The organism is Paludibacter jiangxiensis, assembly GCF_001618385.1.
GTDB classification, from domain to species: Bacteria; Bacteroidota; Bacteroidia; order Bacteroidales; family Paludibacteraceae; genus Microbacter; species Microbacter jiangxiensis.
In genome coordinates, this window is the sequence record NZ_BDCR01000004.1 from 351,086 (window position 1) to 366,717 (window position 15,632).

Genomic DNA, 15,632 nt, shown 5'->3' on the forward strand with positions numbered 1-15,632 from the left:
ATCCGTGCTTTTATTGATTGTCGTTCTTTTAATCTTATTACCTACAATGCAATCCGAACAATTTGTTGATCGTCACAGCGGGATATGCCCCAATGACATGTCGAAAATGCTAAAAACCATTGGTGTTAACTCTTTGGATGAACTAATCGGTCAAACTATACCTGCAGATATCCGGCTGCCCAAAAAACTACAACTGCCGGCTCCCATGTCAGAACATGAATATGCCGATCACATTCATGATTTATCATTGAAGAATCAATTGTTTGCCAATTATATCGGTATGGGCTATTACGACACTGTAACTCCGGCTGTGATCTGGAGAAACGTGTTTGAGAATCCGGTATGGTACACTTCATATACGCCTTATCAGGCTGAAATTTCGCAAGGAAGGCTTGAAGCGCTGCTCAATTTTCAAACAGTAATTACCGAATTAACGGCTCTTCCTTTGGCAAATGCGTCTCTTCTGGATGAAGCTACTGCCGCTGCCGAAGCAATGACATTGTTTCATAATACCCGCACCCGTGCTCAGCAACAAGCCGGCGTGAATACTTTGCTGGTTGATAAGAATGTTTGGCCGCAAACTCTTTCTGTACTTAAAACGCGTTCGGTTCCTCAGGGTATTCAATTGCTGGTGACAGATTTTGCCACATTTGATTTTTCTGTTCCTGTTTTTGGCACCATCCTTCAATATCCGGACTCAAACGGAGAGGTAAGAGACTATACTCAATTTGTGGAAAAAGCGCACGAAAACGGATGTAAAGTAGCTGTTGCTGCCGATTTGATGGCTTTGACGTTGCTGACACCTCCGGGAGAATGGGGTGCTGATGTTGCTTTCGGTACTACTCAGCGTTTTGGTATTCCGATGGGATACGGTGGTCCTTCGGCAGCTTATATGGCAACCCGGGATGAATTTAAACGTGATATCCCCGGCCGTATAATCGGTATATCGAAAGATGTTCATGGAAAACCGGCGTATCGTCTTGCTTTGCAGACACGAGAACAGCATATTAAGAGAGAACGCGCCACATCAAATATTTGTACGGCTCAGGCTTTGCTGGCTACAATGGCATCGTTCTATGCCGTTTATCATGGCCCGGACGGGTTGAAGAATATTGCAGAACGCATCCATACATACGCTATGCAGCTTTCTGCTCAGCTCGGCATGTTTGGCTTCAACAATTTGAACAGCACTTATTTCGATACGTTGAAAATAGAATTGTCTAAAGGTGTTTCTGTTGAGACTATAAAAGAAAAAGCGCAACAACGAAAAATAAATTTCAGATATTTCGTTTCGGGTGAGATTGGTATCAGTCTTGATGAAACGACTACAGAAACGAAGCTTAAAAGCATCATTGCATTGTTCGCAGAAGTGGTTGGTAAGCAGCATGAACAAGCATTACCAACTGTAAACAATGATGTCATTCCGACAAACTTACAACGAGTTTCAGCATATCTTCAGCAGTCTGTATTTAGTAACTATCGTTCCGAAACAGACCTGATGCGATATATCAAAAAGCTCGAACGCCGGGATATTTCTCTGGCTCATTCCATGATCTCACTTGGATCGTGTACGATGAAACTCAATGCAGCTTCCGAAATGCTTCCTCTCAGCAGTCCGCACTGGGGAGCGATGCACCCATTTGCTCCAACGGAACAAGCCGAAGGTTATCATCTTTTGTTTGAAGGGTTGAAATCTTATCTGGCAGAAATTACAGGATTACCTGCAGTTACTCTGCAACCAAATTCCGGAGCAGCAGGTGAATATACAGGTTTGATAACTATCCGTAACTATTTCATTGATAAAGGTGAAACTCAACGTAATGTGGTGCTGATACCTGCTTCTGCTCATGGTACCAACCCGGCAAGTGCAGCTCAGGCTGGTTTTAAAGTGGTGGTTACTGCCTGTGACGAAAACGGAAATGTGGATGTGGCAGATCTTAAAGCAAAAGCGGAACAAAATAAAGATGTTTTGGCCGCACTGATGATTACCTATCCGTCGACTCACGGTGTGTTCGAGGTAGCTATCCACGAAATATGCGATATTATCCATTCTAATGGAGGTCAGGTTTACATGGACGGCGCCAATATGAATGCTCAGGTAGGATTGACTTCTCCGGCATTTGTGGGTGCTGATGTGTGTCACCTTAATCTTCATAAAACCTTTGCTATTCCTCATGGTGGAGGTGGCCCCGGAGTAGGTCCTATTTGTGTTGCCGAACATTTGGCAAAATACCTTCCTCAGCATCCGGCTATCGATGAAAATGCACAATATACAGCCGTGGCAGCATCGCCATACGGCAGCGCAAGCGTTCTTCCTATTTCTTATGGCTATATTCGAATGCTTGGAGCCGAAGGCTTAACGCAAGCTACGGAAGTTGCAATTTTGAATGCAAACTATTTGGCAGAAAAACTAAAAGATACTTATGGTATTGTTTACACCGGAGCAACAGGCAGAGTAGGGCACGAAATGATTCTGGAATGCCGTCATTTCAAAGGATCAGCGGGAATTACAGAGACCGACATTGCCAAACGTCTGATGGATTTCGGATTTCATGCTCCGACTCTCTCATTCCCCGTACATGGCACGTTGATGGTGGAACCGACCGAAAGCGAATCATGGGCAGAACTGGATCGCTTTGTGGAAGCAATGTTGGCCATCTATAATGAAATCAAGGAAATAGAAAGCGGAACGGCAGATAAGACCGATAACGTATTGTTGAATGCACCACACTGTGAGTTTGAAATTGCAGCTGATGAATGGTCGCATCCTTATTCCAGAACCAAAGCAGCATATCCGCTTGAATGGGTAAAAGACAATAAATTCTGGTTGCAGGTTGGCCGTATAGATAACGCATTCGGCGACAGAAATCTGACATGTTCCTGCCAGTGCTGATCTGTTCTGCAATAGAACAGCACAGTCAGGAATAACGATATTTGTTTATAAACATTGATCTTTTTGAAATGGACTCAACGCAACTACATTTGCCCGAACCTGCATTGCGACGTTTGCCGTGGTATTTATCATATGCAAAGCTCGCTTTGGAACGGGGGGAAACCACTGTTTCATCTACCCAAATAGCGAAAGACATTGGCGTTGAAGCTTCAATGGTGGCAAAGGATTTGTCATACATAAACGTTACCGGCAAAACCCGTGTCGGGTATAGCACGTTTACGTTGATCGAAGTCATTGAGACGTTTCTGGGATTTACCGAGACTCATAAAGCATTCCTGTTCGGTGTGGGTCGGTTAGGTGGTGCTCTTTTACAGGATAATGGATTGAGGCAGTTCGGCCTCGAAATTATTGCGGCTTTCGATGTGAAGTTTGAGCTGGCCGGTACAAATATCAACCATATTCCGATTCATTATATTGACCGGATGAATGAGCTTAGGCAACAAACCGGCGTAGACATTGGTATTTTGACCGTGCCGATCAATCAGGCGCAGGAGGTTGCGGATATGATGATTCAGGCAGATTTCAAGGCAATTTGGAATTTTACCCCTATTCGAATCCGGGTGCCCAATAATATCGTAGTTCAGAATACATCTATATATGCTCACCTTGCTGTGATGTTTAATAGATTGAGAATGAATCCATAATAATACTATAATCAGAGAAAGCCGTTGCTATATGCGACGGCTTTGCTGCATCAATTAAGTTAAATGAAAGGAACATTACAAAACCTGCTGATTTTGGCACACAAGGGATTGGTTATGTTTTGTCATGGAGTTCCATGTGTCATAAAAAAACAATGATAAACACATGAAAATATTTGCAATAGGCTGGAATTATAAAGATCATAATAAGGAGCTGTCATTTAATGAACTGCCTGAGGAACCTACGTTTTTCCTGAAAGCGGAGACTGCCTTGCTGAAGGATAACAAACCTTTTTATTATCCGGACTTTTCCAATCAGATAGAATACGAAGTAGAACTCGTGATTCGGATTAATAAATTGGGGAAAGGCATTGACGAACAGTTTGCTCACCGGTATTACAGTGAAATCGGACTTGGTATAGATTTTACGGCGCGTGATCTTCAAAAGAAACAACGGGAATCAGGTGGTCCGTGGGAGATTTGTAAGTCATTTGATAACTCGGCACCGGTTAGTCATTTTATTCCGGTAAGTCAGTTTGAAAGCGTGCAGAATATAAATTTCAGGTTGGATATTAACGGAAAAACAGTGCAGCAGGGTAATACGGCAAATATGATTTTTTCTGTCGATAAGATTATATCCTATCTGAGTCGTTTTTTTCTGTTGAAAATGGGAGACCTCATTTTTACAGGCACGCCGGTTGGTGTTGGTCCTGTTAAGGTTGGAGACCGATTGCAGGGTTATATCGAAAACGAATTAATGTTCGATTTTTTGATTAAATAATCTTTTTGCGTACTTTTGAAACTTATATTTAATTTACATTTATTTGTGTAAATAATGAAAGTACAGGGTACATGGCTTTGTGTAGTATTTTTGATTTGCATTTCCTTGATTGTGAGGGCTCAAAATGAAGAAAGATACAAAAAAGTATCTGCTGCCGGTGTGCAAATTTTTGCACCCAACTCTGTACTGTCCACGGGACAATGGACTAAAATAAGAGTTTCATCAACAGGTGTTTGTAAAATAACTTTTGATCAGTTGAAACAAATGGGGATCACCAGTCCTCAGAATGTGCATGTTCATGGCTATGGAGGCGCTATGTTGCCCGAATCTTTTACAAGCGCATATTTGGATGACTTGCCTGAAACTCCGATATATATTGGCGGCGATTACATACTGTTTTATGCACAGGGGCCGGTCAGCTGGCAGTATGATGCAACTAAAATGCAGTTTGTGCATACTGTGAACCCATATTCAAATTACGGATATTACTTCGTAACGCAGACGGCCACAGCAGCAAAGCAAATCACCACCACAGCAGCAGAAAGCCTGACACCGACCACTACCATCGACTATTTTCTCGACCGTGACGTTCACGAAAAAGATTTAGTCAATCTGGCCACTTCCGGTCGGGAATTCTATGGGGAAAAATTTACCGGAAATACCAGTAATTCCTTTGGATTCTCATTTCCAAATACAGATATAAGCCGTCAGGGTAAAATTCGGGTAAATGCAGCAGCCACTTCATCATCTTCCAGTTCAATGTCCGTGGCGTATAATGGTTCTTTGGGGTCAATTTTATTTTCACCTGCGGGAACATATGATTATGCTATTTCGGGAACTGGCTCTTATGCTTATACTCCGACGTCGGATTCTCCCTCTTTCACTCTTCAGCTTAACCAAACGACATCGTCAGTTACTGGCTATCTTAATTACATTGAAGTAAATCAATACCGCAAACTTTCGATGACTGGTGCCACGTTATCGTTTCGTAATCCGGACTTTCTCAACCAGAATGCAGTTTTGCAATACACGTTGTCTTCAGCCGGAAGTAACGTCAAAATATGGAATGTAACAGACCAGCAGAATATAACGGAAATTCCTGCCGCCCGAAACAGTTCGGTATTGACCTTTATTTCGTCAGCACAAAACTTGCAGGAGTATCTGGCGATTGATCCCACTCAGGCATCGGCGTTCGGTACTCCTGAAATAGTGCAAACAAATGTGCCAAATCAAAACCTGCACGCATTGGAACAAACCGATATGGTGATTATTGCGCCATCAGCCTTTGTAAGTCAGGCCGATAGATTGGCTCAAAAGCACAGGGAAAAAGATAATTTGAGCGTAGTGGTGGTTACTCCCGATCAAATTTATAATGAATTTTCATCAGGAACTCCGGATGCAACAGCATACCGCAGGTTAATGAAAATGTTCTACAACAGGGCGAAAGCCGGTTTGGGCCAGGCTCCTAAATACTTGTTGTTGTTCGGTCGTGGGTGTTACGATAATAAGGGATTATTATCCACATCGTCAGACCTGCGTCAGTTGCTGGTGTTTGAATCGTACAGCTCATTGAATCAGATAGATTCATATCAATCGGATGATTATTTCGGCTTTTTGGACGATACCGACGGGGTCAGTCTTGCTTCAGACCAACTGGATATTGGGGTAGGAAGGTTCCCGGTTACTACCGTTGATCAGGCAAAAGCAGTAGTTGACAAGACGATCGCATACATGGATAATGCCAATACCGGTTATTGGAAAAATAAGGTTTGTTTTATCGCCGATGATGGTGATGCCAATTTACATATGAGCCAGGCAGACACAATTGCGAAGTGGACAGCCAATGCCAATCCGTATCTCCAGGTGAACAAATTATACATGGATGCCTATCCGCAGGTAGTTTCATCAACAGGCGAAAGCTATCCGGCAGCTAAAACGAAGCTATTGAACCTCATAAAATCAGGATTGTTAATGCTTAACTATACCGGTCACGGTAATCATTTGTATCTTGCAAACGAGCAGATTATAACAAAGGAAGATGTTACGGCCATGTATAATCAAAATCAGGCATTGTGGGTAACGGCAACATGCGATTTTACGCGTTGCGATTATACCGATGTGTCAGCTGGCGAAAGTGTCTTGTTAAACCCGGCAGGCGGCGGTATAGCGCTGTTTACCACTACTCGTTTGGTTTTTTCGAGTGATAATTTTGCATTGAATAAACAATTTGCGAAGAACGTATTCTATAAAGATGCTAGCGGGTATGCCCTGAAGTTGGGAGATGTGATGCGCCTTACTAAAAATGCACTTCCTGGCAACAGCAATAAGCTTAATTTTATACTTGTAGGCGATCCTGCATTAAGATTGAGTTTTCCTGCTCCAAATTACACTGTGGTTATCGATTCTGTCAATGGAATTGCAGCCGACCAGTCGATCACAGTCAATGCTTTGAGCCCCTTGAAACTGAAAGGACACATTAATAATCCGGGCAGTGCAAACGTATGCTCTGATTTTAACGGGTCAGTGATGATCAGAATTTACGATAAGCTGGAAAATATGACTACCTTGGCCAATGATGCGGGCTCGACATCGTTTGTTTATCAGGATCGTCCAACGATGTTGTTTGCCGGAAATACAGAAGCGAAAAACGGTTATTTCGCCATAGAAAGCATTATACCCAAGGATATCGACTATAAATTTGGTGCAGGACGAATAAATATGTATGCTTCTGACGAAAAAGGGCGTGAAGGTCAGGGAGATTTTGTTAACTTTGCAATCGGAGGCTCTAATAATTCGTTGCAATGGGAAAATAACGGGCCGGATGTAAGTATTTACCTGAATACAACAGCATTTGTTTCAGGAGATAAAGTAAATGAAACGCCGTTGTTTCTTGCAAAAGTCCGGGATGATACCGGAATAAATACCGTCGGAAACGGTATTGGGCATGATATGACGGTGTTAATTGATCAGGATCCGGCTCAATATTATGTTGTAAATGACTATTTTGAACCGACAGTTGGTGATTATAAAAGTGGTAGCGTTCAATATTCATTGCCAACACAATCTGAAGGGAAACATTCGCTGACATTTAAAGTTTGGGATGTATTAAATAATTCGACTTCAAAAACATTAGAGTATGAAGTAGTAAAGGGATTGGCTCCTGATTTTATTTCTTTATACAATTACCCCAATCCTGTTGTAAATGGGCACACAAATTTTGTACTCGAGCATAACCGCCCGGATGTAGTGCTGAGTGTCATAATTTCAGTGTTTGATTTAAGCGGTCGGTTGTTGAATATGCTTTCAACAAGTACTTCAACCGAATCTACAAAAACCACTATTCCGTGGAATGTTACAGACAGTCGTGGAGCCGCGCTTAAACCTGGTGTTTATCTTTGCAGAATAGATATTTCGACGCAGAATGGGAAAATAGCGTCAAAAACGCAAAAAGTAATTGTAACTAAACAATAAAACAAATATCAATTCGTTATTAACTTGATATTTGTCACATGATTAACTATAAAATAATCGTGGCATATATTTGATTTCTAAATAACTGACTGTAATACAGTATAAAATATATAGCCACATATTTCTCACATTATGACAAAAAAAACAACAGTTGTTATTCTGTTATTTCTTTTAGGAGGATTAAGTACATTTGCTCAGGTAGATAAAACATTGAATCCGCTTATTACCGGAGTTCCATCTTTATCAATAGCTCCTGATGCTCGGGGTGGAGGTATGGGTGATGTAGGGGCCGCAACTTCTCCCGATGTAAACTCGCAATACTGGAATCCGGCAAAATACGCGTTTGTAGAAGATGCAGCGGGTATCTCTCTTTCGTATACTCCATGGTTGCGTAAGTTGGTGAGCGATATTAATCTGGCTTATTTGGCCGGTTACTACAAGCTGGACGAAAATCAGTCAATTAGTGGATCTTTGCGTTATTTCTCGTTGGGGCAGGTTGATTTAACCGATGTTAACGGCGTATCACAGGGAAATACCAAGCCTTCAGAATTTGCTCTTGATGTTGCGTATACCCGTAAGTTATCGGACAACTTCTCAGGTGGTGTGACTTTGCGTTACATTCACTCCGATCTTGGTGGTGGCATGATTAGTGATATGTGGCCGGCAAATGCTTTCTCTGCTGATGTTTCTGCATATTATACTCAGACTGTTACCGGATCAGGAAACACAGACGGTAGGTTTTCGGCAGGTGCCAATATTTCCAATATCGGATCGAAAGTATCCTATGACAAAGGGAATACAAAGCAATTCCTTCCTACTAATTTTCGTTTAGGTGCTTCTTATCTGCATCCGATAGATGAATATAACACCATTTCAATCAACATGGATATCAACAAGTTGTTGATTCCTGCCGATACAGCTACAACAGTGGAAGGTCATCAAAAATATTCGGATATCTCAATGCTTTCGGGAATCTTTAAGTCTTTCGGAGATAAAGATTTCTTGAAACGTATTCAGTTGTCGTTGGGTTTGGAATATGAATACGACAAGCAATTTGCCGTTCGTTGTGGCTATTTTTATGAATCGCAATTAAGCGGTAACCGTAAATATTTCACGTTTGGTGCAGGCTTTAAATTAAACGTATTCAGGCTTGATGCAGCTTATGTAATTGCGACTTCTCAAACAAATCCTCTTGATCAGACGTTGCGGTTTAGTTTGGGCTTTGATCTGGACGGGCTGACGAATCTTGTGAAATAGATTCAACAATAAGAATAAAATTATTCCCCGCACTTCCCGAATGGAATGCGGGGAATTTTTGTTAAACCCAAATTTCGCAATAGCGGAATTTGCCCGAAGGGCTGACGAAAAATAATATTTTGTCAGGGTTAACCCCGATATTTTTGCAGGTAATCTGCAAAAATCGTCGATTAATCAATAGAAATTTTTCTATTGATTAATTTGGGTTAAAATAACCAACAAGTATCAAAGTGGGATTCATTATGTAGTACTTTTGTTGCTCAATAAAATTATGATCGTATGAAAATAAGAGTCGGAATGGGATATGACGTTCATCAGCTAGTAGAAGGACGTGAATTATGGTTGGGAGGAATTCGTTTAGAACATGAAAAAGGCCTACTGGGACATTCGGATGCCGATGTACTGATTCATGCCATTTGCGATGCCTTGCTGGGGGCCGCAGACTCTCGTGACATTGGTTATCATTTTCCCGATAATGCAGGAGAATTCAAAAATATAGACAGCAAAATATTATTGGCCAAAACTGGCACAATTATTAAAGAAAAAGGATTTGAAATCAGCAATATAGATGCTACGGTTTGTGCTCAGCGCCCGAAACTCAAAGACCGGATACCGGAAATGAAAGAGGTGCTGGCAAAATGTCTGGAGATTCCTTCGGACGACATTTCTATTAAAGCCACAACTACCGAGAAGCTTGGTTTTGTGGGCAAAGAAGAAGGTATGTCGGCTTACGCTGTAGCTCTGATTTGCAAAGCTTAATTTACAAAAATGGCAAACCTTACAACATATTCAATGAAGAATTATCCGGCATTTTCGCCTCAGATGAAAATGGCCGATCTGATTCATGTCAACTATCGCAATCTGTCGGTACTCAGTCGTTTGGGCATCTCGCTTGGATTTGGAGAGAAAACGGTGGACGAGGTCTGCAAACGCCATAATGTTGATGTAAACCTGCTGCTTTTGATTTGCAACGTATTGCTCGATACCGACATGATACCGGCCGAAGAGCAAATAGCTAAGTGTCCCGTAGAACAGGTAGTTCACTATTTGCAACAATCGCACCAGTACTACCTCAATGTGGCATTTCCAAGCATTCAGCACTTGCTCGACAGGCTGGTAGCGGCTTGCAACGAAACTCACGGAAAAGCCTTGAACCGTTTTTTCAATGAATACCGGAAAGAGGTGGAAAGTCATCTGGCGCATGAAGACCAAACGGTGTTCCCGTATATTATGCAGTTGCTTAACGCTCCTAAAAAGAGTAAATTTTCCATTCGCCAGTATAAGGATCGTCATGCCAATATTGAAATAAAATTGACCGACCTCAAGAATATTATCATCAAATATATTCCTTACGACAATACGGACAACCTCAGGGATGAGCTCCTTATACAGTTGTTTAACTTCGAAGATGATCTGAACCGGCATACACTCATCGAAGAAAGACTGTTGGTGCCATCCGTGATCCTTATTGAACAAAAAATTTCATTAAGCTAAATTCAATGCTATGCAGGTAGACAGAGCTAAAAAACGGATTTTGCTTATTGAACCTTCGTTGATGGTGAGCAAGGGCTTTGCTTCGTTACTGGACGATGCAATTGGTTATCAGTTGGTCGCAACGTCATCCAACGTAAGCCGCATTCAGGAACTGATTGTGAGTAACCGGCCTGATATCATAGTTTTTAATCCGTCAATAATGAGCTTTCAACACCGGACGTCGATTCGAAGCTTTATGAATATCCCTTCAGAAATGGCTTTGGTGGCATTGGTTTACACGTTTGTAGACGAATGGATTATGGCTCAGTTTGATGCTGTATTGACCGTAAACGACGACCAGACTCAGATTGTCAACAAACTGAATGGAATCAAAGTGACGGCAAATTCGTCGGACAAAGCGGAAAACGAAGAACTGAGCGAACGTGAAAATGAAATTCTGGGATGTGTTGTGAAAGGTATGACCAATAAAGAAATTGCTGAAAAGCACTTTATATCAATACATACCGTTATCACTCACCGGAAAAATATTGTTCGTAAAACAGGCATTAAATCGGTTTCCGGCCTCACTGTGTATGCCCTGCTGAATAACCTCATTACCTACGAGGATATTGAATAAAGATATACCTATCATTAGAAAAGGGTAGTTTAGTGTCATCATAATCATCATTTGTGGGGATGGTACTACCTTTTGGATGGTTGTACTTTTGCAGTGTAAAAACAACAAAAGATGACAACCTCTAAAATGAACCGTTTCTCTACTGCTTTTTTGCTCTTCCTGACAGCCGGATTAACTACTTATCTGTCGGCTCAAACAACTTCTCCTTTATCTTTCAACGCATCGTACATTGGCGACTGGGTGGTTAATATGCGTGGTGGTATTAAAACCGGCTCGACATATTTGGGACTAGCTAACTTGAAAATCGGGTTTGACACCGAAAAAGCACGTCTCTGGAAAGGAGGTTCATTCTTTGTGAATGCAGGAAATACTCACGGAGGAGAACCATCAGCTAATTTGGTGGGCGATTTCCAGGGTGTGACCAATATTGAAGCCGGTAACCTTACGTTCATGTACGAATTGTGGTACAAGCAGCAAATTGATAAAATAACGGTAACCGCAGGCTTACAGGATCTGAATGTGGATTTTGCGTCTACTTCCTATGGGGCTTCGTTTAATAATAGTTCTTTCGGCATTCAGTCGAGTATCGCATCCAATATTCCTTCTCCCATTTTTCCGCTCACGGCATTAGGCGTATCTTTGCAGTGGAATATTTCTCCAGCCTTATCGTGGGAAGTGGCGCTTTTTGACGGTACTCCCGACGAATACGAATCTAATCCTTACAATGTCCACTGGAAGCTGAGTAAAAACGACGGTTATCTGGCAATTTCCGAATGGCAACTTTCGGCTAGTTTGTTGCGTAATCTCGAAGGGAAATACAAATTCGGAGTTTATACTCACCGCAAATGCGATAGCGCGCAAACCACTTTTCATAACTACGGTTTGTATGCAATTGCCGATCAACAAATTGTTAAAACGGAAAAAGGAGGAGTCGGACTCTTTTCCCAATTAGGATGGAGCCCCAGCAAAAACTGCAACAACTATTATTGCAGTCTCGGCATTAACTGGCAAGCACCCTTTGCTTGCAGAGAAAACGACATGTGTGGCATTGCTTTTGCATATGCAGGGATACACAATAACAATGGCGTAGGAGGAGAACTTTCAATTGAAGCTCTTTATAAAGCTCAACTGACGAAGAATCTTTATTTGAAACCAGATATTCAATATGTTGTGAATCCAGCCGGTACAGATGCAAAATTGCCCAATGCCCTGGTGGGTATGGTGAGAGTTGGAATTGAATTCTGACAATCCGACTGCCCTTATTTATCGATAAAAAGAACTCAATATAATGACAACAACAATTAAAACCACTTTTTTAGCCGATCTGAAAACGGGTGAACAAGGCATTATTACAAAAGTGCTTGGTCACGGAGCGTTCAGAAAACGTATAACCGAAATGGGATTCGTGAAGGGAAAGCAGGTAACTGTTATAAAAAATGCTCCTTTGCAGGATCCGGTGGAATACGAGATTATGGGCTACAAAGTGTCGTTGCGGAGAAGCGAAGCACGCCTGGTGGAAATAGTGGCCGCTGAAGATGAAAACGAACCGATCGGTGCTAATTTTTCGGGGACGTTAGACAGCGAGGAGATTATTCGTTCTGCAAGAGAAAAAAGTACCACGATCAACGTGGCTTTAGTCGGAAATCCGAATTGTGGGAAAACGACGTTGTTTAATCACGCTTCGGGGTCGCACGAGCGGGTAGGGAACTACAGCGGAGTGACGGTAGATGCCAAAGAAGCAACGATGAAACGCGATCCTTATACCTTTCGTATTGTGGATCTTCCCGGAACCTATTCCATTACAGAATATTCCCCCGAGGAACTTTACGTCCGTCGTCACATTACGGAACAGATGCCCGATATTGTTGTCAATGTGGTAGATGCATCCAACCTGGAGCGTAACCTCTTCCTGACCACACAGCTCATTGATATGAACGTGAAGGTAGTGATTGCCCTCAATATGTACGACGAACTTGAAAAGAAAGGCGTGGCGTTTGATTACAGGGAGTTGGGTAAAATGATCGGTATTCCCATTGTTCCTACAGTGGCTTCAAAAGGAACAGGGGTGGATGAACTTTTCGATAAGGTAATTGAGGTGTACGAAGACCGCGAACCGGATGTACGTCACATTCACATTAACTACGGTATTGAAATTGAAAACGCGATCCGACAAATACAGGACGAAGTGTGGAAATCGCCAGAAGTAACGGATAAACTTTCATCACGTTACGTGGCTATTAAGTTGCTGGAGACCGATAGAACGATGCTTTCGCAACTGGAGTCCTGCACAAATTTCGATCAGATAAAAAGCAAAGCACAAAGTGCCATACAATTGCTTGAGAAAGAGTACGGCGAATCGTCAGAAACGATTATCACCGATGCAAAATATGGCTTTATCGACGGGGCGTTGAAGGAAACCTACAAAGAGCCGAAAAAAGACAGACGTAAAAGCAAACGAGAACTCGACGACCTGTTGACGCACAAATTCTGGGGTTTTCCGATCTTCTTTTTCTTTATGTGGCTGATGTTTCAGGCCACGTTCACTCTAGGCGGCTATCCTATGGAGTGGATCGAAACGGGAGTGTCGTGGTTGAGCGATACTGTGCAAAATGCCATGGCAGAAGGTCCGTTACGCGATTTGGTGGTGAACGGAATTATCGGCGGGGTGGGCAGTGTAATTGTTTTTCTGCCGAACATTCTGATTCTGTTTTTCTTTATTTCAATGATGGAAGATACCGGTTATATGGCGCGTGCCTCGTTTATTATGGACAAGCTGATGCACAAAATCGGACTTCACGGCAAGTCGTTTATTCCTTTGTTGATGGGTTTTGGGTGCAATGTACCTGCTATTATGGCAACCCGTACGCTCGATAATAAAAAGGATAGAATCCTCACCATGCTTATTATTCCGTTTATGTCGTGCAGTGCCCGGCTTCCGGTTTATTTGCTGTTGATTTCGGCATTCTTTCCGGGTAACAAAGCGTTGATGTTGTTTGCCATTTACATTATCGGTATTGTGTTAGCGATATTGATGGCATTGGTACTGAAGCGTTTTCTGTTCAATAAACAGGAAGTACCTTTCGTAATGGAATTGCCGCCTTACCGAACTCCGACAATGAAAAATACATCGATTCACATGTGGTTCAAGGCGCGTCAATACCTGAAAAAAATGTCGAATGTGATTTTGCTGGCCTCCATCATTATTTGGGCTTTGGGCTATTTTCCCCGCGATGTGAAGTATAGCACCAATTATGATGCCAAACGTCAGACGATTGAGGCAAACGCGGGATTAACCAAGGCTCAGAAGGATGCAAGTCTGAAGGAAGTTGCCCTGCAACAGCAATCCGAAAAGCAGGAGAAATCATATATCGGGCAATTGGGTCATGCCATCGAACCGGTAATTTCTCCTTTGGGATACGACTGGAAAATGGGAGTGAGCCTTCTGACCGGACTGGCAGCCAAAGAAGTGGTTGTAAGTTCCATGGGAGTGCTTTATCAGGCTGATGACGAATCGGGAACGCTGAAAGATAAATTGATAGAACAGCGTCATACATCGGGCCCGGAAATCGGACAAAAGGTGTTTACACCTCTGGTGGCTTTCGGATTCATGCTCTTCATTTTGATATATTTCCCTTGTGTGGCTGCTGTTGCGGCCATAAAAAAAGAGGCTGGTTGGAAGTGGGCTGCATTTACTATTGTCTACACAACGGCGCTTGCCTGGCTTATTGCCTGCTTAACTTACCAAATAGGAAGTCTCTTTGTTTAATTCTGAAATTATGAACGAAAAAAAACTATATCAATACGCTTTCGGTCTGGCATTGTTTACCATTGTCTATAATGTACTGGAAGCTGTATTTGCCCTTTATTTCGGTGCCGAGGACGAAAGTCTTTCACTATTTGGTTTTGGTATCGACAGTTTAATAGAAGTCATTTCAGGGCTGGGAATTGCCCATATGGTGATTCGCATACGGCAGAACCCCGGTAGCAACCGCGATAACTTTGAAAGGACAGCATTGCGCATCACCGGGATTTCATTTTATCTGTTTACTGCTGGTCTGATATTGAGTGCCATTGTTACTTTTGTTGAAGGTCATAAGCCGGAAACAACGTTCTGGGGAATTGTAATTTCTCTTATTTCAATTGCCTTTATGTGGGCGTTGATTTGGGGTAAAACCTACGTGGGCAAACGACTCCATTCTGAAGCTATTCTGGCAGACGCCGCCTGTTCCAGAACCTGCGTTTATATGTCGCTGGTTCTACTGGCAAGCAGTGGTATTTATGCCCTCACTCAATGGCCTTTTATTGACGGTGTAGGTGCCTTGGGATTGGCAGTATTTTCGTTTACAGAAGGACGGGAATGTTTTGAAAAAGCAAAGAGCAACCAACTTTGCGGGTGTGGTTGCTCTTGTAAAGATTGAT

The 15,632-nt window shown here is 42.3% G+C and carries 11 protein-coding genes; all 11 read left to right on the forward strand.

Annotation, left to right across the window (positions count from 1 at the left end; genetic code table 11):
- The first annotated feature begins 46 nt into the window (after positions 1-46).
- The 11 genes from gcvP (at position 47) to PJIAN_RS11650 (ending at position 15,631) form a co-directional block, all read left to right on the forward strand.
- The gene (gene gcvP / locus PJIAN_RS11600; RefSeq protein WP_068705216.1) at positions 47-2,893 is read left to right on the forward strand and encodes an aminomethyl-transferring glycine dehydrogenase; all 2,847 of its coding nucleotides are present in this window, start codon (positions 47-49) and stop codon (positions 2,891-2,893) included.
- A 68-nt stretch (positions 2,894-2,961) separates the two neighbouring features.
- Positions 2,962-3,597, forward strand: a complete 636-nt coding sequence (locus tag PJIAN_RS11605) for a redox-sensing transcriptional repressor Rex (RefSeq protein WP_068705217.1) — start codon at positions 2,962-2,964, stop codon at positions 3,595-3,597.
- A 163-nt stretch (positions 3,598-3,760) separates the two neighbouring features.
- The gene (locus PJIAN_RS11610) at positions 3,761-4,375 is read left to right on the forward strand and encodes a fumarylacetoacetate hydrolase family protein (protein ID WP_068705219.1); all 615 of its coding nucleotides are present in this window, start codon (positions 3,761-3,763) and stop codon (positions 4,373-4,375) included.
- A 111-nt stretch (positions 4,376-4,486) separates the two neighbouring features.
- Complete coding sequence (gene porU, locus PJIAN_RS11615; protein WP_172795609.1) at positions 4,487-7,846, forward strand: type IX secretion system sortase PorU; 3,360 nt, start codon at positions 4,487-4,489, stop codon at positions 7,844-7,846.
- A 132-nt stretch (positions 7,847-7,978) separates the two neighbouring features.
- Positions 7,979-9,103, forward strand: a complete 1,125-nt coding sequence (gene porV, locus PJIAN_RS11620; RefSeq protein WP_068705222.1) for a type IX secretion system outer membrane channel protein PorV — start codon at positions 7,979-7,981, stop codon at positions 9,101-9,103.
- Between the two features lie 279 nt (positions 9,104-9,382).
- Positions 9,383-9,862, forward strand: a complete 480-nt coding sequence (ispF, locus tag PJIAN_RS11625) for a 2-C-methyl-D-erythritol 2,4-cyclodiphosphate synthase (protein WP_068705225.1) — start codon at positions 9,383-9,385, stop codon at positions 9,860-9,862.
- A 9-nt stretch (positions 9,863-9,871) separates the two neighbouring features.
- Positions 9,872-10,597, forward strand: a complete 726-nt coding sequence (locus tag PJIAN_RS11630; protein ID WP_068705227.1) for a hemerythrin domain-containing protein — start codon at positions 9,872-9,874, stop codon at positions 10,595-10,597.
- Between the two features lie 10 nt (positions 10,598-10,607).
- Positions 10,608-11,213: a response regulator transcription factor gene (locus PJIAN_RS11635; RefSeq protein WP_068705229.1), complete on the forward strand. Its 606-nt coding sequence runs from the start codon at positions 10,608-10,610 to the stop codon at positions 11,211-11,213.
- Between the two features lie 111 nt (positions 11,214-11,324).
- Complete coding sequence (locus PJIAN_RS11640; protein WP_068705232.1) at positions 11,325-12,458, forward strand: carbohydrate porin; 1,134 nt, start codon at positions 11,325-11,327, stop codon at positions 12,456-12,458.
- 43 nt (positions 12,459-12,501) lie between these two features.
- Positions 12,502-14,979, forward strand: a complete 2,478-nt coding sequence (gene feoB, locus PJIAN_RS11645) for a ferrous iron transport protein B (RefSeq protein WP_068705234.1) — start codon at positions 12,502-12,504, stop codon at positions 14,977-14,979.
- A 10-nt stretch (positions 14,980-14,989) separates the two neighbouring features.
- Positions 14,990-15,631, forward strand: a complete 642-nt coding sequence (locus PJIAN_RS11650) for a cation efflux transmembrane domain-containing protein (RefSeq protein ID WP_068705236.1) — start codon at positions 14,990-14,992, stop codon at positions 15,629-15,631.
- Position 15,632: the final 1 nt, after the last annotated feature.

Excerpts from the sequence above, each read along its gene's own strand:
- porV (WP_068705222.1), top strand. The coding sequence starts at position 7,979 with ATGACAAAAAAAACAACAGTTGTTATTCTGTTATTTCTTTTAGGAGGA.
- PJIAN_RS11610 (WP_068705219.1), top strand. The coding sequence starts at position 3,761 with ATGAAAATATTTGCAATAGGCTGGAATTATAAAGATCATAATAAGGAG.
- PJIAN_RS11635 (WP_068705229.1), top strand. The coding sequence starts at position 10,608 with ATGCAGGTAGACAGAGCTAAAAAACGGATTTTGCTTATTGAACCTTCG.
- PJIAN_RS11650 (WP_068705236.1), top strand. The coding sequence starts at position 14,990 with ATGAACGAAAAAAAACTATATCAATACGCTTTCGGTCTGGCATTGTTT.
- feoB (WP_068705234.1), top strand. The coding sequence starts at position 12,502 with ATGACAACAACAATTAAAACCACTTTTTTAGCCGATCTGAAAACGGGT.
- PJIAN_RS11605 (WP_068705217.1), top strand. The coding sequence starts at position 2,962 with ATGGACTCAACGCAACTACATTTGCCCGAACCTGCATTGCGACGTTTG.
- PJIAN_RS11630 (WP_068705227.1), top strand. The coding sequence starts at position 9,872 with ATGGCAAACCTTACAACATATTCAATGAAGAATTATCCGGCATTTTCG.
- PJIAN_RS11640 (WP_068705232.1), top strand. The coding sequence starts at position 11,325 with ATGACAACCTCTAAAATGAACCGTTTCTCTACTGCTTTTTTGCTCTTC.
- ispF (WP_068705225.1), top strand. The coding sequence starts at position 9,383 with ATGAAAATAAGAGTCGGAATGGGATATGACGTTCATCAGCTAGTAGAA.
- gcvP (WP_068705216.1), top strand. The coding sequence starts at position 47 with ATGCAATCCGAACAATTTGTTGATCGTCACAGCGGGATATGCCCCAAT.